Genomic DNA, 17891 nt, shown 5'->3' on the forward strand with positions numbered 1-17891 from the left:
GGCAGGTGTTCCGGAGCCGTGGCCGGCATCTCCACATGCCAGGTAACCTCAATAGTTACCGAAGCCAATACAGCACAACGCTGGCCCTTCCTTCTAAACAGGCATGACCTACCAACCCTGGTTGCGCACCAACAGCCCGATAGAGGGCTGACCCGGTTTGCACGATGGTCAGCTGTATGCCCCGTTCCGTGATTCTGCAGCTGTCGGCAGCAGTTATTCCCTGCTCCGTAGTCATTTGAGGCACCTACTCCAGCCCACAGATACGGCCAAGTCCGTGATTATTAATACCTGCAGGGTTTCGCGCAAGTCGGGCACCTCAACGTATTTAACGTCTGATGCTGTTGCAGGACGAGTTTAGGTCGTTTCTCATTGGCATGCATACCCGTAAAAAATATAGCCTACAAACCAGCCGGAAGCTCCATCTACCATAGCAGCAGATAGAACGTAATTGCTTTTCAAAACAGAGCCATGCGAAACGAAATTAAAGCTGCCGCCTTCTCCCGCCCCGCTCTCATGGCCCAGTTGACCAGCCAGCCCAGCTGGGACCTGGTTGTGGTGGGTGGCGGAGCAACGGGTCTGGGCGTGGCCCTCGACGGCCTTAGTCGGGGCTACAAGACACTGTTGGTTGAGCAAACCGATTTTGCCAAGGGCACGAGCAGCCGCGCTACCAAACTGGTCCACGGCGGGGTGCGCTACTTGGCCCAGGGCGACATTGCCCTGGTGCGGGAAGCCCTATACGAGCGTGGTCTGCTACTGAAGAACGCGCCGCACCTAGTTAAAAACCAGTCGTTTGTTATTCCTACTTACGAGTGGTGGAGCGGGGCGTACTACACCTTCGGCATGAAAATATATGACCTACTGTCGGGCAAACTCAGCCTGGGAGCGGCCAAGCACATCAGCAAGCAGGAAACGATTCGGCGGCTAGGCAACATCAGGACGGAGGGTCTGCACGGCGGCGTAGTGTACCATGATGGACAGTTCGATGATGCGCGCCTGGCAATCAACCTGGCCCAAACGGCCGTAGAAATGGGCGGCACGCTGCTCAACCACTGCGCGGTGCGCGGCATTCTGAAAGATGCACAGGGACAGGTAGCCGGGGTGAAAGCCATAGACAGCGAGACGGGGAAATCCTATGAAATCAAGGCGAAAGCCGTTGTAAATGCCACCGGCATTTTTGTGGACGAGATTCTGCAACTGGATAAACCCGGCACCCAGAAGCTGGTGCGTCCCAGCCAGGGCGTCCACATCGTACTCGATAAGTCGTTTCTGCCGGGCGACAATGCCATCATGATTCCGAAGACGGATGACGGGCGTGTGCTTTTTGCCGTGCCGTGGCACGAGCGGGTTATCCTGGGCACCACCGACACGCCCCTCACAGAGTACAGCGAGGAACCCAAAGCCCTGGAAGAGGAAATCGACTTCATCCTGCGCACGGCCGGCTGCTACCTCGCCCACGCCCCCAAACGCAGCGACGCACTGAGCGTATTTGCGGGCCTGCGGCCACTGGCCGCGCCGCAGGACGGCTCCGAGAAAACCAGGGAAATTTCACGCAGCCACAAGATTCTGGTGTCTGAGGCCGGGCTTATTACCATCACGGGCGGCAAATGGACCACCTACCGCCGCATGGGCCAGGATACGGTAGATAAGGTTATCAGCCTGGGAAAACTACCGAAAGCGGAGAGCAAAACGGCCGGTTTGTCCATCCACGGTGCGCTGCCTACCACCGATGAGGACCGCCGCAACCACCTTTACGTGTATGGTAGCGACCAGCTGGCTTTGCTCGAACTGATAAAGCAGCAACCTGCTTTGGGCGCAAAGCTGGATGACACCCTTGAATTTGTGAAGGCCGAAGTGGTGTGGGCTGCCCGCTACGAAATGGCCCGCACCGTGGAAGACGTGCTGGCCCGCCGCGTACGGGTGCTGTTTCTGGATGCCGAAGCCGCCATTCGCATGGCTCCCGCAGTGGCGGCGCTGCTGGCCCAGGAGCTGGGCCACGACCACGCCTGGCAGCAGGCGCAGGTGACTGGCTTTGCACAGGTGGCCCAGAACTACCTGCTGGAAGCCAAGTCCACGCTGCAAGCAGTGTAGAAACGCAATAAGTTCACGGCTTGCATTCGGGTTCGTCTGCAACGGCCGGCCCCGGCTGTTGCACCCCGGCTGCTTCGCCCGTACTGCTGCACATAAATTCCTGCTCCTCAGAAGCCCCTTTTACTGCAACTTTCCGCCCTTGTAAACCTGCTTGCCATGCAGCAATTTATCCTCGCCCTCGACCAAGGCACTACCAGTTCCCGCGCTATTCTCTTCGACCAAAAAGGTCAGATTGTGGCCCAAGCGCAGAAGGAGTTCCCCCAGATTTTCCCGAAGCCGGGCTGGGTGGAGCACGACCCGCGCGAAATCTGGTCGAGCCAGGCGGGCGTAGCGGCCGAGGCGACGGTGAAAGTGGGCCACAACGGCAGCAACATTGCGGCCATTGGCATCACTAACCAGCGCGAAACGGTGGTGGTGTGGAACCGCCAAACCGGTGCACCGGTCTACAACGCCATTGTGTGGCAGGACCGCCGCACGGCCGAATACTGCGACCAGCTGCGTGAAGAAGGGCACGAGGACCTGATTCGCAGCAAAACCGGCCTGCTGCTTGACGCTTATTTCTCCGCCAGTAAGGTGCGTTGGATTCTGGATAATGTAACGGGAACCCGCGCGCAGGCCGAGGCCGGCGAGTTGGCTTTCGGTACGGTGGACAGCTGGCTGATCTGGAACTTCACGCAGGGCGAGCTACACGTCACGGACGTGAGCAACGCCTCACGGACAATGCTGTTCAACATCCACACCCTAACCTGGGACGACGAGTTGCTGGCCCTATTCGACATTCCACGCAGCATGTTGCCCACCGTGAAGCAGTCGAGTGAGGTATATGGCAAGACCAAAACCACCCTGTTTGCCAGCAAAATCCCAATTGCCGGCATTGCCGGCGACCAGCAGGCGGCTCTTTTCGGACAGCTGTGCACTGAGCCGGGCATGGTGAAAAGCACCTACGGCACAGGCTGCTTCATGCTGATGAACATTGGCAAAACGCCCAAGGCTTCGCAGCACAACCTACTGACCACCATTGGCTGGCAGCTGGATGGCAAGGTATGCTACGCTCTGGAAGGCAGTATTTTCATTGCCGGGGCGGTGGTACAGTGGCTGCGTGACAACCTGGGCATCATTAAAACCGCATCGGAAATTGAGCAGCTGGCTACTCAGGTTGATGATAACGGCGGCGTGTATTTCGTGCCGGCTTTTGCGGGGCTGGGCGCGCCCTACTGGGACCCGTATGCGCGGGGCACCATCTTCGGGATGAGCCGGGCCACCACGGCGGCGCACATTGCCCGCGCCGCCGTGGAAGCCATTGCCTATCAGACGATGGACGTGCTCAAGGCCATGGAAGCCGACTCCAACCTTGCCATTGCGGAACTGCGTGTGGATGGCGGCGCGACGGTGAACACGCTGCTGATGCAGTTTCAGGCCGATGTGCTACACACCAAAGTCGTGCGCCCCAGCATGGCCGAAACGACGGCCCTTGGGGCGGCTTACCTCGCCGGCCTGGCCATAGGCTACTGGAAAGATGTGGCCGAAATCAACACCCTGGCCCAGGGCGACAGTTCGTACATTCCCAACCCTGACCGCGCGGGCCTCGAAACCGGCATTGCCGACTGGCACCGCGCCATGCGCGCCCTGAAAGTGTGGGCCAAAAGCATCCCCACTAAGGCTCCGGCCGACAAAGCCACACTGGCGGCTGACTAGTGATTATGAATCGGTACGGCGGCGCACACTATATGGCTACCAGATGGCTCATTTGGTAAACTATCTATTCTATGAGCCTATTTGAACGTCATTCCAAGCTTGCCGAGGAATCTCGCGTGCTGACGTTGCTCTGGTAATCATACGTCAGCACGCGAGATTCCTCGGCAAGCTCGGAATGACGTTTTAAGCACTTCCTAAAACAGTTTTTATATTATTTTTTTTCGGGAGTCAGGGCAGGACCGCATTGGCGCGTATTCTTTAGTATACTCGTTGCGCTACCTCCTGCATTATGGCTGCCACCCACTTTCTGCCTGCTTCCTCTCTCCGCATACGGCTGGTGCTGGTCGGTTTGCTATGCTGGCTCAGCACTGTATCAGCCAGCTTGGCGCAACCAACCGACGCTGTGGTTCGGACGCGGCAAGGGAAAGTGCAGGGCGGCCAACAAGGCAATTTGTGGGTATTCCAGGGCATTCCGTATGCTCGGCCGCCAGTTGGGACGTTACGTTTCCGGCCGCCCCAACCAGCCGCCCGCTGGCAGGGAATAAAAAACACCCGGCAGTTTGGCTCCAGAGCCCTGCAGGGAGGCCCCGGCACCATCCAGGGTCAGGAGGATTGTCTGTATCTGAACGTGTGGGCGCCGGCTCCCATCCGGCAGCGGCGGCCGGTGGTAGTGTGGGTGCACGGCGGAGCTTTCACCGGCGGCTCGGGGCAGGAAAACGATACCTGGACCTTTGCCGCACAGGATACGATAGTGGCCGTAAGCTTCAATTATCGCCTCGGCAGCCTGGGTTTTTTGGAGTTGGGCAGTCAGCTCGGGCCGCGCTACGCGCAGGCCGGCAACTGCGGCCTGCTTGATGCGGTGGCGGCTCTGCGGTGGGTGAGGCAGAATATTGCGGCCTTCGGGGGCGACCCAAGCCGCGTGACGGTGATGGGCGAATCGGCGGGAGCCAAGCTGGTGGGCGCGCTGCTGGTGACGCCGGCGGCCCAAGGCCTCTTTCAGCAGGTAATTCTGGAAAGCGGCGCCGTGCAGGCCATCCGCGACACGGCCACGGCCGCTGCCGTAACCCGGCAACTGCTTCGACAGCTGCACTTATCTGATGCGCGGGCCTTGCTCACGTTACCTGCCGACAGCCTGATTCGGGCGCAAAGCCGGTTTGCCAGCGGTGCGGGCGGCCTGCAGGTTTTCGGGCCCGTGCTGGATGGCAAAACCATTCCCCAACCTCCGCTTGTCTACCTGAAAACCAGCCGGCCGATTCGGGTACTCATGGGTACCAACCGCAACGAGGCGGAGCTGTTTACTGGCCCCGGCTCCGTCATTGCCCAGCCCAGCGAAACCGCTTTGCAACAGGTATTTGGGACGCGTAATAGTCCGTATGTGTGGGAGGCCTACCAACAAAGCCGCCACAGCCAACCCGCCCTGACGGACTGGAATGCCGTTCTGACGGATTACCTCTACCGCTTGGCTTCCTACCGCTTGGCCCTCATGCTGGCGGAAAAAAGCACGCTCGTATGGCTATACCGCTTCGATTACGCCGACGCCATTACCCGGCCTATTCACGCGCAGGAGTTGGCGTTTGTGTGGAATGCGCCGATGGGCACTTCGGCGGCGGCTACTACGGCGGCGGCCGTACCCTTGCGCAGCAAAGCCTCTAACCCCACTTTGGCCGCCCTGATGCACCGCTACTGGGCGCAATTCATCAAAACCGGGCAGCCGGGGGTTGGGTGGCCAGCCTATACCGCCAGCCACCGGGAGGTCATGCTCTTTGATACCAACAGCCGCGCTGAACCCATCCTGGCACCTTACCAGGACCCGGCGTTTCCTATGCAGGGCTACGCTCGTTAGCCGTTTTTCGGGCCCTGATAGCCTAATCTGCGCCACAAAAAATCCCAGCACCTAACTCATTTACAACGCAGTACAGTTTTTAATCGTATTTTCTCCTGTTGGTTAGCCCTACAGGAGCTACCTGTTTGCATAACGTGGTTTCCGGTCCATGACCGAAACGCGGTTTGTTTCACGGCTCGCCCTGCAGCTTGAGCCTAACTTTCTACTACCATGACGTACCAATACACTGCCCCTCATGCTTCTGTTGTTCTACCCACGCCCAGCACTCACGAGCTGAAAGTGTGGCCGGCCTGCTTTGCAGCGGTAGAAACCGGGGCCAAACCCTTCGATGTGCGAGAAAATGACCGGCATTTCAGCGTGGGCGACGTGCTGCTGATGCGGGAATACGAGCCGGAAAGCGAGCAGTACAGCGGCCGCACCACTACCCGCTGGATCAGCTACATCCTGAACGGCGGGGCCTTTGGGGTAGCAGCGGGCTGGTGCATCCTTGGCTTCAGTGAGCTCCCCCCGCTCCCCCCCGGCATCAACGATACCCGACTCTGGTAGCCGCTCTTTTTTGCTTGCTACGTGAAACAGCAAGCCCGCTACTCTACTTGAAGGAGAAGTAGCGGGCTTGTCAAGCGTGTACTATGCTTGATTTTGGTTAGCTAGAACCAGGAGGCCACCAGCGGCATTAGCTGCTCCAGAGCCTGTTGGTCTGTTTCGTCGAAGTCGTTCAGCTGGTCGCTGTCCACATCGAGGACGGCTACTACCTGGCCGTCCTTCAGCACGGGCACTACTATTTCCGATTTGGAATCGGAGCTGCAGGCAATGTGGCCGGGGAACAGCTCCACGTCGGGAACGAGCAGCGTGGCGGCCTGGGCCCAGCTGGCCCCGCACACGCCCTTGCCGCGCCGGATACGGGTGCAGGCAATAGGCCCCTGAAACGGCCCCAGTACCAGCTCGTCATCTTTCACCAGATAAAATCCCACCCAGAAAAACCCGAAGGTCTGCCGCAGGGCTGCTACCGTATTGGCCAAGTTGGCTACCAAGTCCGGCTCCCCGGTGGTCAGGGCTTCAATCTGGGGCAGCAACTGGCGGTATTGTTCGGCTTTGCTGAGGGTAGTATCAAGGTGCAGTTCTTCGGCCATGGGAGTGAGGCAGTGAGGTAAAAAAAAGGCGGGCAGCGCGCGCTCCGGCTATAACCAGTACCAACCGGGTTTTGTCACGGAGCGGCACCAGGAGCAAAGGTAGGTAGCGGGGGCAGGTCATCGGCGCAGGGGCTGCGGCTGAAGATGGTACCGGCCAGGTTTTCTGTCAGCAGTGCCCTTAGCCCGGCCAGCAGAAGGGGCCGGGGCCGGCCATCCACGTACGCCGGAATCTGCCCGTCAGGCAGCTGATCGAGGCAGGTGAGCAGCAGGTATTTATCCGCATCTACCGAGTAATGCGCGTCGCACTGCAGCGCGTAATTCAGCAGGCTCACTGATAGCGGAGCCCGCCGAAAATGCTCCTGGTGGTCGTTGTATTGGTTGGTTTCCTGCTCGTGGTTGATAAGCGGCACCGGCGTTTCGGCGTGCGGCAGCGGGCCGGCTCCGTGCCGGGTATGGTAGGCCCGTGACACGTACAACAGTCGCGCCGCCGTGGCCGGCCGGTGCCGGGCCAGCAGCTCCAGCGCATTACGGGAGGTGGTATAGCTGCGCGTAACGTGCGGAAACAAGCCAAATTCCTGATCCAGCAACACGCCCTGCGCCCCCTCAAACACCAAGGCCGGCCACTGGGCCGTGGGAGCCAGCACCTCGGCTTCCCGCACTATTTCTACCGCTCCTTCCTGCCCCAACACCTGCAACCGGCGAGCATACCCGGCAAAGCGCAGGTCCTCCGCGTCGTGGTCGAGGTGGTCGAAATCGAAGCTGGTTTCCTGCTGAATCCGGGTGCGGTAATGCGCCCGAATCTGGTGCAGCTTGTGCTCATATACCTCCGGAAATGCCAGATCCTGCGCGTATAGCCGCAACGGCGTGGTTTCCTGACGCTCAACGGTAGCCCCGAAGCCCTGCCCGCAGCTACCGTGGCGCGAAGCCCCCCGGGTGGTTTCCAGTACCCGGTTCCATAGCACATCATAGTGCGTGATGACGGGGCAGCGGCCGTCCAGCAACAGGCGGGGCTGCACGCCCAGCTCCCGCAGAGCCGCGTACTCGCGCAGCAACGGCCCCGGAGCCACCGGGCAGTACCTCGACCAATACGTGGGTGCCCCGCGCAGGGTACCGGCTCCGAAGCTGGAAAACACGTGCCGCCGCCCATCGGCGGCCACTACCGTATGGCCCGCCTGCGGTCCGCCGTTGAAGCGCACAACCAGGGCCCCGGGAAACTCGCGGCACAGATAATCGGTGGCGAGGCCCTTGCCTTCGTCGCCGAAGCCCAGGCCAACTACTACCCAAGCGGGTATTTCCGGCATGAAATGAGTAACTGAGTAATTGGTTGGCTGCGTTTTTACAGCTTGAAAATCCGGCTTAGCAGCCCGCCTCCGCCGGTCGGCTTGGGAGTGGTGGTGAGCGAAGAGCTGACGTGAACCAGCGCGTTCTTCACCGTACCTGCCGTTTTCTGATCGAAGGATGACAGCACCTGGCTCAGCTCCACTCCGTGAATGACGGCCACGGTAGCGGCAATGGTTTCGGCCAAGGCGTTGTAATCATTGAGAATAATGAGCCGCTCACCCAGCAGCTTCTTCCAGTAGCCCAGCACCTTGGGGTCGTCCTTGTAAGAGGCCTCATTGATGTGGATGTGGAACGTGTGGTAGCTGCGCTGCACTTCCTCCAGCAGCTGCCGGTCGGTGAGGTCGGTGGCTTCGGGGTAGCCCATAAGCGCCGCCAGAGCTTTCTTTTCCAGCGTGGGCCAGGAAGCTTCGTCACCGATGGTAAACAGAAAGCCCTTCTGCCCGCGCTTCTCGAAGCAGTCGAGCGAGGTATGCCGGGCCCCAAATAGCTAGGCCAGCGTGTACGACTCCATGCTCTGGCCGCCGCCGCCGCCTTCGAGATACAGGCCGGTCAGCCACTGGTCCAGCTCATCGGTACCGCTTTCAAACTGGCCTACCTGCAACGGGTACTGATCCGAAATATGGTCACCAATGCCCCCGAACAGGATTTGCGGGTGCTCCACGCCGTGGGCAATAAGCGTGTTCATGAGCGCGCCCAGCTTCTCGCGCACCAGCACCTCCGGAATGCGGCCCATACTGCCCGTCACATCCAGAAATACGGCCACGGCCAGAGACTCGGGGTGAATATCAGAGTCACGGCTTTCCCGGAACTTCACGCCGTGGGGCAGCATCCGCGCATCGGCACGGCCCAAACGGTTGTTGGCAAAGATGTCGTCGGTACCGGAATCGGCCCGGGAGTCGCGCAGGTAATCGTACGCGTCGTCTGACCAGCGGGTGTAGCCCATGAGGTGGTGAGGTGGTGAGGTGGAGAAATAGTGAGTTTTCGTGCTGTAGCGAGTGGTCTATACTTCCAGCGGGTGAAACTGGCGGCTGCCGAATACCTTATGTAGCAGTTCCTGATAGTCGCGCAGAGTCTGGAAAGCACTTTGGTGAGGCGTGAGCAGAAAGTCGATCAGGCGTTCATCCACGGTTTTTTTCAGCTTCACGCCGTGGCCCGAAGGGTCGCCGAGCAGGTACAGGGCCACCCGTTGCACCAGGCTCACATCCACGTAAGCCGTGGCCTGCTTCTGGCTGAAAACGGCCGGTGGATACCAATTCAGATACCGCCCCGATACCGCGCGCAACGGCCCGTTCAGCGGGGTAAGGTGATAGAACGAGAAGCACACGATACCATGGGTTTCCGGCACCACGCATAACGACTCCGGGTTGAAACCCGCGTGGCAAAAGCCTACCTGATGCAGCCAGGCCGCGAATTCCAGTACCCGGCTCAGAATCCAGCCTACATGTTCGGGTGCTACGGTCAGGCCGCTCAGTGGCAGCAGATAATGCGGCGCAGTAGCCACCAAAGCATCCTGCTGCCACTCCAGACGGGCCGGCAGGTAGCGCTGAAAGTTGCGGGCCGCCGCATCGGAAAACGCCATAAGCTGCTGGTAGTTCTGGTACGAGCGGCGCAACAGGTCAGTGTCGCCCTCCAGGCGCAGGGTCCGCTCATCGAGGCGGCGGATGGTACCGGCATCGTCTTCCAGCGTATCTAGTGCTTTGAACTGCTCCGCATACGCATTGAGACGGGCCACGGCATCGGCGGCCCCGGGCAGGGCGCACACGTCGGGGTGCAGCAACTTGAGGTAGGCCAGGTATTGCTGGCGGTATCGGCGGCGACTGAATACATCAGCGGGGCCCTGGGCACTCAGAATGGTCGTGAGCAATGCAGCTGCATCCATGCCCCAATAGTAAGGAATATCGGGGTATTCGGAGCGGCAAAAGATGTTGTATTTTACACCGGCGTATTACTGCAGCCCCTCAGGCAGTTACCCGCCCACGCCCCTCAGTTTTCGTCCTTTCCTGTCGCTTCCCGCAGTCCGGTGGCCGCAGGCTGCCGTATGCAGGTCTATGCTGGCTCTGGTCAGTTGTGTCTGCCGCTCCGTTTCTTCCCACCCAACCATCCCACCACTTCCCACATGCGTAAAGTTGTTCTCTACATTGCCACCAGCCTCGATGGTTTCATCGCCTCCCCCGATGGCTCGGTGGAGTGGCTACCGAGTCCGCCTCCGGGCGAAGATTACGGTTACGCCGACTTCCTGACCACGGCCGACGCTACGCTGCTGGGCCGGGCCACTTACGAGCAGATTACCACCTTCGGCGAGTGGCCCTATCCTACGCTCACCAACTACGTATTCACGCGCCGCCCGCCGCATGAGGCGGCCCACCCTTCGGTGCAGTTCATCACCGACGACCCCACGCGGTTTGTGCGGGAGCTGCGCCAGCAGCCGGGTGGCACCATCTGGCTAATTGGCGGCAGTACCCTGGCGTCGCCGCTGCTGGCGGAAGGGCTGGTAGATGAGCTGATGCTGTTTGTGGTGCCGCGCCTGATTGGGGCAGGCATTCCGCTGTGGCGACATCAGGAGCACACTCAGCCGCTTCATCTGCTGCGCACCCAAACCTGGCCCGACGGCATGACTCTGCTCCACTACCGCCTCTCAGAAATGCCGGAAACCACCGGCTAAAATCTGACTACTCCCGAAAACACAACGGCCGCCCCAGATACTGGAGCGGCCGTTGCCTGTTTATGTTGGAACGAGTCCGTGCAATTCGAAAAACCCGGCTAAATACGTGGTTAAAAGAGGCTGGGGGCAGTGGTTTTGAGCTGGGCAATGATGGTCTGGCCACCTTTTACCTTCTCCCCAATCTGCACTTTTACTTCCGTGTCCACGGGCACGAAAATATCTACGCGGGAGCCGAACTTAATGAAGCCGAACTCCTCGCCCTGGCTTACTTCATCGCCCTCATTCACGTACCATACAATGCGGCGGGCCATAGCCCCGGCAATCTGGCGAAACAGCACCAGCGGACCGGCTTCCGACTCGACTACTACCGTGGTACGCTCGTTTTTGGTGCTGCTTTTGGGGTGCCAGGCCACCAGATAGTTACCGGGGTGGTACTTGAAGTAGCGCACAATACCCGAAATAGGATTCCGGGTGATGTGCACGTTAATCGGCGACATGAAGATGCTGATCTGCTTGCGCTTATCGTTGAAATATTCGGGTTCCTCCACGTCCTCAATCACCACCACCTTGCCATCGGCGGGGGCAATAACCAAGTCTTCGTGAGTGAAGAGACGACGGGCCGGACTGCGGAAAAACTGTAACAGCGTGAGAAACACGATGACAGAAATACCGGCAAAAACCTTGTTAAAACCACTGTTTTCGGCATTATACCGGAACAGCAGCAGGTTGGCAGCCAGCAAAGCCAGCAGGGTAAAGAACAGAATACGTCGTCCTTCTTTGTGGATCTTCATGAATCGCAGATTTGCGCTGATTACGTTGATTTCGCTGATTCAGACGACTTTCTACAAACAAAAGTAGCGGCTCGCCCTTGGGCGCATTACGAATCAACTTAGACAAAGATAGCCCGAGCCACCGGCCCGGGCTATCCGAAAGCAAATATAAGCGGTGGCGGCTATATGAGCCAGCCTCATTATTTACTGATTAACCAGTTGCTCTACCGATACAGTAGCACCGCCGGGTAAGGGCTTAGAAACCGCCGCGGAACTTATAAGTCTGGGCTACTTTATCGATGGCTACCACGTAGGCAGCAATACGCATTGGGATGTTGTACTTCTGGCTCGTGGCGTACACTTTCTCGAAGGCATCGTTCATGATGCGGTCGGCGCGCTCGGTTACCATTTCCTCGCTCCACTTGAAGCCCTGGCGGTTCTGCACCCACTCGAAGTAGGAAACCGTCACGCCGCCCGAGTTGGCCAGAATATCGGGCACCACCATGATGCCCTTTTCGTTGATGATAGGGTCGGCAGAGGCCGAGGTGGGGCCGTTGGCACCTTCCACAATCAGCTTGGCTTTGATGTCGTGGGCGTTGTGCTCGGTGATGACGTCCTCCACGGCGGCGGGCACCAGTACGTCCACGTCGGCAATCAGCAGGTCATCGGCGTTTTCCATCAGCACCGCGCCATTGAAACCATCGAGACGGCCTTTGTGGGCGTTCTTGTACGCCACGGCCTCATCAATGTTGATGCCGGCCTCGTTCCAGTACGCGCCCGAAACGTCGGAGATGCACTTGATTTTCACGCCCTGCTCGCTGAGCAGTTTGGCGGCCCAGGAGCCTACGTTGCCGAAGCCTTGCACAGCGGCCGACACCTGCGTGGGGTCGAGGCCCAGCTTCTTGAGGGCAGCCAGCGCCGACACCATCACGCCACGGCCGGTGGCCTCGGTGCGGCCCAAGGAGCCGCCCATTACCAGGGGCTTGCCGGTTACCACGGCGGGCGAGGTAGCGCCCACGGTCTTGCTGAACTCGTCCATCAGCCAAGCCATTTCGCGCGGACCGGTGCCCATGTCGGGAGCCGGAATGTCGCGGTCGGGGCCGAATACGTCCTTCATGGCCAAGGTATAGCCGCGGGTAAGACGCTCAATTTCGCCGGCGCTCATGGTGGTCGGCTCGCAGATGATACCGCCTTTGGCACCGCCGTAGGGAATATCAACCACGGCGCACTTCCAGGTCATCCAGGCGGCCAGGGCCTTCACCTCGTCGAGGTGCACGTTCTTGTCGTAGCGGATACCGCCTTTCGAGGGGCCCAGAATGGTGTTGTGCACCACGCGGTAGCCTTCAAACACGCGTACCTTGCCGTTGTCCATCGTCACAGGAATGTGCACGATGATCTGCTTATCGGGGGCTTTAAGGACGTTGTAGGTTTCTTCATCGAGGCCCAGGATTTCCGTGGCCACGTTGAAGCGCGACATCATAGATTCGAGGGGATTTTCGGCATCGACGCGGGGAGCCGGTTCTTTGTACACCGTGGTGGCAGCCATACGGAGGTGGGGGTTGGGGTGGGTTGAGGAAATGAAAACGCACGCCGGAATGGTGGGCAAACCGGCTGTACGCGGGAATTTTGGGTGGTCAAAGGTAAGCGGTTTACCCCATACGCGGCACGGCCGATACCGGCCGCCGCAGGCGGGAGTAGCGACGTAGCAAACTCCGTGCGAAATGCCAGCGAGTTTGTCAGTTTATTATTCAGTTACTGCTATTCTTCGCAACACAGCCGCCGGTTTTCTGCCATAAAAAAATCGGGCGACTTCCCGCCGAAAGTCGCCCGATAGTCAGGAGGTTACCCGTTGCGGCGACCTAGCCCCACAGCAGTTGCAGCAGCGCCAATACCGGCAGAATAAACAGAAACGCATCGAACCGGTCCAGCAGGCCGCCGTGACCGGGCATGATGCGGCCGGAGTCTTTCACGCCCACGCTGCGCTTGAGCATGGACTCGGCCAAATCACCGAGCGGCCCGAACACGGCCACCGCACCGGCCGCCACCAACCGGTAGGTCAGGGAAAGCTCGGGCAGCAGGTAGCCCAAGCCCCAGCCCACCACCAGCGTCAGCACGAAGCCACCCACGGCCCCTTCCCAGGTTTTGCCGGGCGAGATTTTGGGGGCCAGCTTGTGCTTACCGAAAGTTTTGCCGGCCGCGTAGGCTCCCGTATCGGACGCCCACACCAACAGCAGCAGCGCGAAGATGCGGCGGTAGTCGTAGCCAATTTCGGTGAAGGCCACCACGTTGAGTAGGCTCATCGGCAGGCTCACATAGAGCAGGCCCAGTAGCGCCACGCCCACATTAGAAAAGGGCGAGAAATCCTGCTTCTCCCGGGGCCAGGCCGCCATTTCCCGCAGGATCAGCAACGTGGGCAGCAGTAACAAAATGCCCATTAGGATGATACCGGCCGAACGGGCATCACCTACAATAACATGCATGCCCTGACCAATAGAATCTGTAGCGTTATTTACGACCACCACGCCTAGTACGCCGGCAAAAATCAGCGCACTAATTCCCCCGCCCAGCAGCGCGGCCGGTTTGTAGCCGGCGTGGCGCATCATGCGGTAAAACTCCCAGAGCATCCGCATCTGCACGGCCCCGAAGAATAGGGCAAACGTCCAGGCGCTGTACCACACGCTGCCCAGCAGCAGGGCGGCCCCAATCAGGCCAAAGATGACGCGCTGGGCCAGGTTGGACATGGGGGGCTTGTCGGCCGAGGGCTCAGCGGCGGAGGGCACGGGGGCGGAGGGCACGGGGGCGGGCGAAGAAGTCAAACGGAGAAGCGGGGGAATGAGAAGCGAAAATCGGATAGGAATAGCGGATATTCTGGGCCTTACAGGTTAGTTACGATCGGCTTTAGTGGCATCCACGCCGTCGTGGCTGAGGGTGCGGGCGGCGGGCAGGAGCTGCTCGGCGTGGCGCACGGCCACGCCGTGGCTGCCGAGCGTGTGCATCTGGGTAGGAAACTCGTCGGCGCGGGGCGCGCGCAGCTGGCGGTGCAGGTACCACAGCCCCACGGCGCAGGCCCCCAAAGACAGCAGCACCAGGTACCAGGGCAGCGCCTCGGTGGAATCGGGGTCGAAATCCGACGACGACCACTCCTGCTGCTGGGCGTAGAGCAGCACCAGCTGAAAGGCGTTCTGGGTGAAGTGCGCCGCCATGGGCACCAGAATATTGCCGCTCCACTCGTACAGGTAGCCCAGCACCAGGCCCAGCACCAGCCGCGGAAAAAACCCAAAAAACTGGAAATGAATGGCGCTGAAAATAATGGCCGCCAGCCAGATACCCACGTGCCGGGAGCCGGCCCACTGCACCAGGTTGCGCTGAATCACGCCCCGGAAAAACAGCTCCTCGCTCACGGCCGGCACCACCGCAATGACCAGCACGGCCACCACAAACCGCAGCGGCGACGAAAACCGGGTGAGGTAGCGAGTGATTTCTTGGGCCCGCTCCTCCATTTCCTTGGCTGCCTGCTCCCAACCCTGCAGGGCGGCCGGCAGGTGCATTTTGGCGTTCCAGGAAATCAGCACCGACATGGCCGGCAGGCTTGCCACGATGAGTACGCCCGCCAGCAGCAGCCACTGCGCCGGCACCGGCCGGCGGGGCGCGAAATAGTCGGGCAAACGGTAGCCGGTGAGGGCCGCCAGCGCCACGGCCGCGCCCCCGAAACCGCCCAGCAGCAGCAGCCCCTGGCTCAGCATCGACACGGCCCAGCCGTTGGGGTGGTCGGCGGGGCGCTGCGTCACGTTGCCCAGTTCCAGCAGGCCCACGCCGAAGAGCAGGTTGCTGCTGATGGCAATCAGCAGCATAGACAGACTGAACGTGGCCACCAGCAACACCAGCAGCAATGCCAGGTTGGCCAAAGGGTGTAGCTTGCTGGAAACGAAACCTTTCATGGTGTTTTGGTGCTTAATGCTTGGATTTTAGTGCTTGGCGGCCGGAAAGGCCAACCGTACTCTGCCGCTGAACGACCTACGCACCAGGCACTACGCACCGGGCACTAAATCCTATGTCGTAAATTTGCGCAAAATACTAGAATAGCCTGCCGTGGTTCACATCCGTAACATTGCCCTGCCCGATTTCCCGCTGCTGCTCGCGCCCATGGAGGACGTGTCGGATCCGCCGTTCCGGGCCGTGTGTAAGCAGGGCGGGGCCGATTTGATGTACACCGAGTTTATTTCCTCGGAAGGCCTGATCCGGGCCGCCGCCAAAAGCCGCCAGAAGCTCGACGTATTCGACTACGAGCGGCCCATCGGTATCCAGCTCTTCGGCTCCGACGTGGATACGATGGGCGAGTGCGCCCGCATCAGCACCGAGGCCGGCCCTGACCTCATCGACATCAACTACGGCTGCCCCGTAAAGCAGGTGGCCTGCCGGGGTGCCGGCGCGGCCCTGCTGCGCGACATCCCCAAAATGGTGGAAATGACCTCGGCCGTGGTGCGCGCCACCCACCTGCCCGTGACGGTGAAAACCCGCCTGGGCTGGGACGACTCGACCAAGAACGTAGAGGATGTGGCCGAACGGCTGCAGGATATTGGTATTGAGGCCCTCACGGTGCACGGCCGCACCCGCGTGCAGATGTACAAGGGCGAGGCCGACTGGGACTTGATTGGCCGCATCAAGAACAACCCGCGCATCAAAATCCCCATCTTCGGCAACGGCGACATCGACTCACCCCAGAAGGCCGTGGAATACAAAAATCGCTATGGCGTGGATGGCGTGATGATTGGCCGGGCCGCCATCGGCTACCCCTGGATTTTCCGGGAGGTGAAGCATTATGCCGCCACCGGCCAGTTGCTGCCACCGCCCACCGTAGAGGAGCGGGTGCAAGCCTGCCGCATGCATTTCGAGAAAAGCCTGGAATGGAAGGGCCCACGGGCAGGCGTGTTTGAGATGCGCCGCCACTACGCCCAGTACTTCCGCGGCTTGGAAGGTGCCCGCCAGTGGCGCAGCCGCCTCGTGGACAGCAACGACCCACTAGAAATCCACAGCATTATGGACGAAATCATTGCTGCCGAGCCGGTGCTGGTGGGGTAGCCTACCGATTGTTATTGAACGTCATGCTGAGCTTGCCGAAGCATCTTTACCGCGAGGCTATCTTCTTTGATTAGCTCCGGTAGAGATGCTTCGGCAAGCTCAGCATGACGTTCTTTTTTCTTCCCACAAAGGACTCTCTCCCCACCCCATGCCCACCACTACTCCCGCCCCGGCCGTGACGGCCGCGCCCGAACTGCCGCCCGTGGCTTCGCCCCCGCCCCACCGCACACCGGCCTCGGCCTGGCTGCTGCTGCTGGTGCTGGCCAGCATCTGGGGCACGTCGTTCATTCTGATGAAGAAGGGGTTGGTAGTGTTTTCAGCGCTGGAGCTGGGGGCGGCGCGTGTGAGCGTGGCGGCGCTGTTGCTGCTGCCGTTTGCTTTGCGCCACGTGGGGAAAGTGGACCGCAGCCGGTTTAAATGGCTGCTGCTGAGCGGCGTGGTGGGCACCCTCATTCCGGCCTTTCTGTTTGCCTACGCCGAAACCCGACTGGCCTCGGGGCTGGCGGGCGTGCTTAACGCCCTCACGGCCGTGTTTACACTGGTAGTGGGCGCGGCCTTTTTCGGGCAGCGGCTCACGGGTTTGCGGGTGCTGGGTATCGGGTTGGGGCTGGCGGGTACAGTAGTGCTGATGCTGCTGGGCGGCAGCGGCGGCGACGCCACGCCTTCGGGAGAAAGCAATGCCTGGTACGGCCTCTACATTGTGCTGGCCACGCTAGGCTACGGCGTGAGCGTGAACGTGATTAAGCACCACTTCCAAGGCATTCCGGCGCTGGCCGTGACGGGGCTGCTGCTGCTGTTTATCGGGGGGCCGGCGCTGGTGTTTTTGCTGCTGGGCACGGAGTTCGTACATAAGCTGCAGCATGTGCCAGGGGCCTGGACAGCGTTCGGCTACATTGCCCTGCTGGCCACCATGAGCACAGCCGTGGCTATGGTTCTGTTTAATAAGCTTATCCAAAGCTCCACAGCTTTGTTCGCGGCTTCCAACACCTACCTGGTGCCCGTGGTAGCCCTGGCCTGGGGCCTGCTCGACGGGGAAAGCTTCAACCTCTGGCACCTGCTGGGCATGGTAATTATCCTGGTGAGCGTGGCCATCATTCACCGGGCGAAGTAGGGATAGAACTGTCATTGCTTCGGCTCCGCCTCACAATGACAGTTCAGGGCGCTGTGTTTTGGGTAGCATAAAACTCCTGACATCTGGTTCTGGAATCAGATGTCAGGGGGCTTTAAGTAGGTTGGGGCTTCGTACTATATGAAGGAAGGCTTGCTTCGGCTTTGCCTCGCGA

16 protein-coding genes are annotated in these 17891 nt (G+C 60.2%); 7 read left to right on the plus strand and 9 right to left on the minus strand.

Going from position 1 to position 17891, the window contains the following annotated elements; translation table 11 throughout:
- The first annotated feature begins 468 nt into the window (after window positions 1-468).
- From HSW_RS21130 to HSW_RS21145, 4 genes are all read left to right on the plus strand, one after another.
- Window positions 469-2088 (plus strand): glycerol-3-phosphate dehydrogenase/oxidase, encoded by a 1620-nt coding sequence (locus HSW_RS21130; protein ID WP_044003733.1) that lies wholly within the window; start codon window positions 469-471, stop codon window positions 2086-2088.
- 156 nt (window positions 2089-2244) lie between these two features.
- A complete protein-coding gene (gene glpK / locus HSW_RS21135; protein ID WP_044003734.1) occupies window positions 2245-3783 on the plus strand; it encodes a glycerol kinase GlpK in 1539 nt (512 codons plus the stop codon).
- 289 nt (window positions 3784-4072) lie between these two features.
- Window positions 4073-5626, plus strand: coding sequence for a carboxylesterase/lipase family protein (locus HSW_RS23230; RefSeq protein ID WP_052346720.1), 1554 nt, complete (start codon window positions 4073-4075; stop codon window positions 5624-5626).
- A gap of 210 nt (window positions 5627-5836) precedes the next feature.
- Window positions 5837-6172 (plus strand): ASCH/PUA domain-containing protein, encoded by a 336-nt coding sequence (locus tag HSW_RS21145; RefSeq protein ID WP_052346721.1) that lies wholly within the window; start codon window positions 5837-5839, stop codon window positions 6170-6172.
- Window positions 6173-6273: 101 nt separating this feature from the next.
- Here HSW_RS21145 and HSW_RS21150 read toward each other — a convergent pair whose 3' ends face one another.
- The 5 genes from HSW_RS21150 to HSW_RS23235 form a co-directional block, all read right to left on the minus strand.
- Window positions 6274-6756: a GAF domain-containing protein gene (locus tag HSW_RS21150; protein WP_044003736.1), complete on the minus strand. Its 483-nt coding sequence runs from the start codon at window positions 6754-6756 to the stop codon at window positions 6274-6276.
- Window positions 6757-6830: 74 nt separating this feature from the next.
- On the minus strand, window positions 6831-8057 hold the full coding sequence (locus tag HSW_RS21155) for an adenylosuccinate synthetase (protein WP_052346722.1): 1227 nt from the start codon (window positions 8055-8057) through the stop codon (window positions 6831-6833).
- A gap of 35 nt (window positions 8058-8092) precedes the next feature.
- Complete coding sequence (locus tag HSW_RS24870) at window positions 8093-8461, minus strand: hypothetical protein (protein WP_231501333.1); 369 nt, start codon at window positions 8459-8461, stop codon at window positions 8093-8095.
- Window positions 8462-8584: 123 nt separating this feature from the next.
- Entirely contained in the window at window positions 8585-9040 is a 456-nt protein-coding gene (locus HSW_RS24875; RefSeq protein ID WP_231501334.1) for a hypothetical protein, read from the minus strand.
- 57 nt (window positions 9041-9097) lie between these two features.
- Window positions 9098-9976 (minus strand): hypothetical protein, encoded by an 879-nt coding sequence (locus HSW_RS23235; RefSeq protein WP_052346723.1) that lies wholly within the window; start codon window positions 9974-9976, stop codon window positions 9098-9100.
- A 237-nt stretch (window positions 9977-10213) separates the two neighbouring features.
- Here HSW_RS23235 and HSW_RS21170 point away from each other — a divergent pair, with 237 nt between their 5' ends.
- Window positions 10214-10759, plus strand: a complete 546-nt coding sequence (locus HSW_RS21170) for a dihydrofolate reductase family protein (RefSeq protein ID WP_044003737.1) — start codon at window positions 10214-10216, stop codon at window positions 10757-10759.
- Window positions 10760-10869: 110 nt separating this feature from the next.
- Here HSW_RS21170 and HSW_RS21175 read toward each other — a convergent pair whose 3' ends face one another.
- The 4 genes from HSW_RS21175 to HSW_RS21190 all read right to left on the minus strand — a co-directional run bounded on the left by HSW_RS21175 (window position 10870) and on the right by HSW_RS21190 (window position 15467).
- A complete protein-coding gene (locus HSW_RS21175) occupies window positions 10870-11550 on the minus strand; it encodes a phosphatidylserine decarboxylase family protein (protein ID WP_044003739.1) in 681 nt (226 codons plus the stop codon).
- 235 nt (window positions 11551-11785) lie between these two features.
- Window positions 11786-13075 (minus strand): Glu/Leu/Phe/Val family dehydrogenase, encoded by a 1290-nt coding sequence (locus tag HSW_RS21180; RefSeq protein WP_044003741.1) that lies wholly within the window; start codon window positions 13073-13075, stop codon window positions 11786-11788.
- Window positions 13076-13388: 313 nt separating this feature from the next.
- The gene (locus HSW_RS21185; protein WP_044003742.1) at window positions 13389-14345 is read right to left on the minus strand and encodes a phosphatidate cytidylyltransferase; all 957 of its coding nucleotides are present in this window, start codon (window positions 14343-14345) and stop codon (window positions 13389-13391) included.
- 66 nt (window positions 14346-14411) lie between these two features.
- Window positions 14412-15467, minus strand: a complete 1056-nt coding sequence (locus HSW_RS21190) for a CPBP family intramembrane glutamic endopeptidase (RefSeq protein ID WP_081768550.1) — start codon at window positions 15465-15467, stop codon at window positions 14412-14414.
- 151 nt (window positions 15468-15618) lie between these two features.
- Between HSW_RS21190 and dusB the strand changes: the two genes are divergently transcribed.
- A complete protein-coding gene (gene dusB, locus HSW_RS21195; protein ID WP_044003744.1) occupies window positions 15619-16608 on the plus strand; it encodes a tRNA dihydrouridine synthase DusB in 990 nt (329 codons plus the stop codon).
- Window positions 16609-16756: 148 nt separating this feature from the next.
- A complete protein-coding gene (locus HSW_RS21200) occupies window positions 16757-17719 on the plus strand; it encodes a DMT family transporter (RefSeq protein ID WP_052346725.1) in 963 nt (320 codons plus the stop codon).
- The last annotated feature ends 172 nt before the right edge of the window (window positions 17720-17891 follow it).

The sequence above is a fragment of the Hymenobacter swuensis DY53 genome (assembly GCF_000576555.1).
Taxonomy (GTDB): Bacteria; Bacteroidota; Bacteroidia; order Cytophagales; family Hymenobacteraceae; genus Hymenobacter; species Hymenobacter swuensis.

Excerpts from the sequence above, each read along its gene's own strand:
- HSW_RS21155 (WP_052346722.1), bottom strand. The coding sequence starts at position 8,057 with ATGCCGGAAATACCCGCTTGGGTAGTAGTTGGCCTGGGCTTCGGCGAC.
- HSW_RS23235 (WP_052346723.1), bottom strand. The coding sequence starts at position 9,976 with ATGGATGCAGCTGCATTGCTCACGACCATTCTGAGTGCCCAGGGCCCC.
- HSW_RS21150 (WP_044003736.1), bottom strand. The coding sequence starts at position 6,756 with ATGGCCGAAGAACTGCACCTTGATACTACCCTCAGCAAAGCCGAACAA.
- HSW_RS21175 (WP_044003739.1), bottom strand. The coding sequence starts at position 11,550 with ATGAAGATCCACAAAGAAGGACGACGTATTCTGTTCTTTACCCTGCTG.
- HSW_RS21145 (WP_052346721.1), top strand. The coding sequence starts at position 5,837 with ATGACGTACCAATACACTGCCCCTCATGCTTCTGTTGTTCTACCCACG.
- HSW_RS21190 (WP_081768550.1), bottom strand. The coding sequence starts at position 15,467 with ATGAAAGGTTTCGTTTCCAGCAAGCTACACCCTTTGGCCAACCTGGCA.
- HSW_RS21180 (WP_044003741.1), bottom strand. The coding sequence starts at position 13,075 with ATGGCTGCCACCACGGTGTACAAAGAACCGGCTCCCCGCGTCGATGCC.
- HSW_RS24875 (WP_231501334.1), bottom strand. The coding sequence starts at position 9,040 with ATGGGCTACACCCGCTGGTCAGACGACGCGTACGATTACCTGCGCGAC.
- HSW_RS21170 (WP_044003737.1), top strand. The coding sequence starts at position 10,214 with ATGCGTAAAGTTGTTCTCTACATTGCCACCAGCCTCGATGGTTTCATC.
- HSW_RS24870 (WP_231501333.1), bottom strand. The coding sequence starts at position 8,461 with ATGGGCTACCCCGAAGCCACCGACCTCACCGACCGGCAGCTGCTGGAG.
- glpK (WP_044003734.1), top strand. The coding sequence starts at position 2,245 with ATGCAGCAATTTATCCTCGCCCTCGACCAAGGCACTACCAGTTCCCGC.
- HSW_RS21200 (WP_052346725.1), top strand. The coding sequence starts at position 16,757 with ATGCCCACCACTACTCCCGCCCCGGCCGTGACGGCCGCGCCCGAACTG.
- HSW_RS21130 (WP_044003733.1), top strand. The coding sequence starts at position 469 with ATGCGAAACGAAATTAAAGCTGCCGCCTTCTCCCGCCCCGCTCTCATG.
- HSW_RS23230 (WP_052346720.1), top strand. The coding sequence starts at position 4,073 with ATGGCTGCCACCCACTTTCTGCCTGCTTCCTCTCTCCGCATACGGCTG.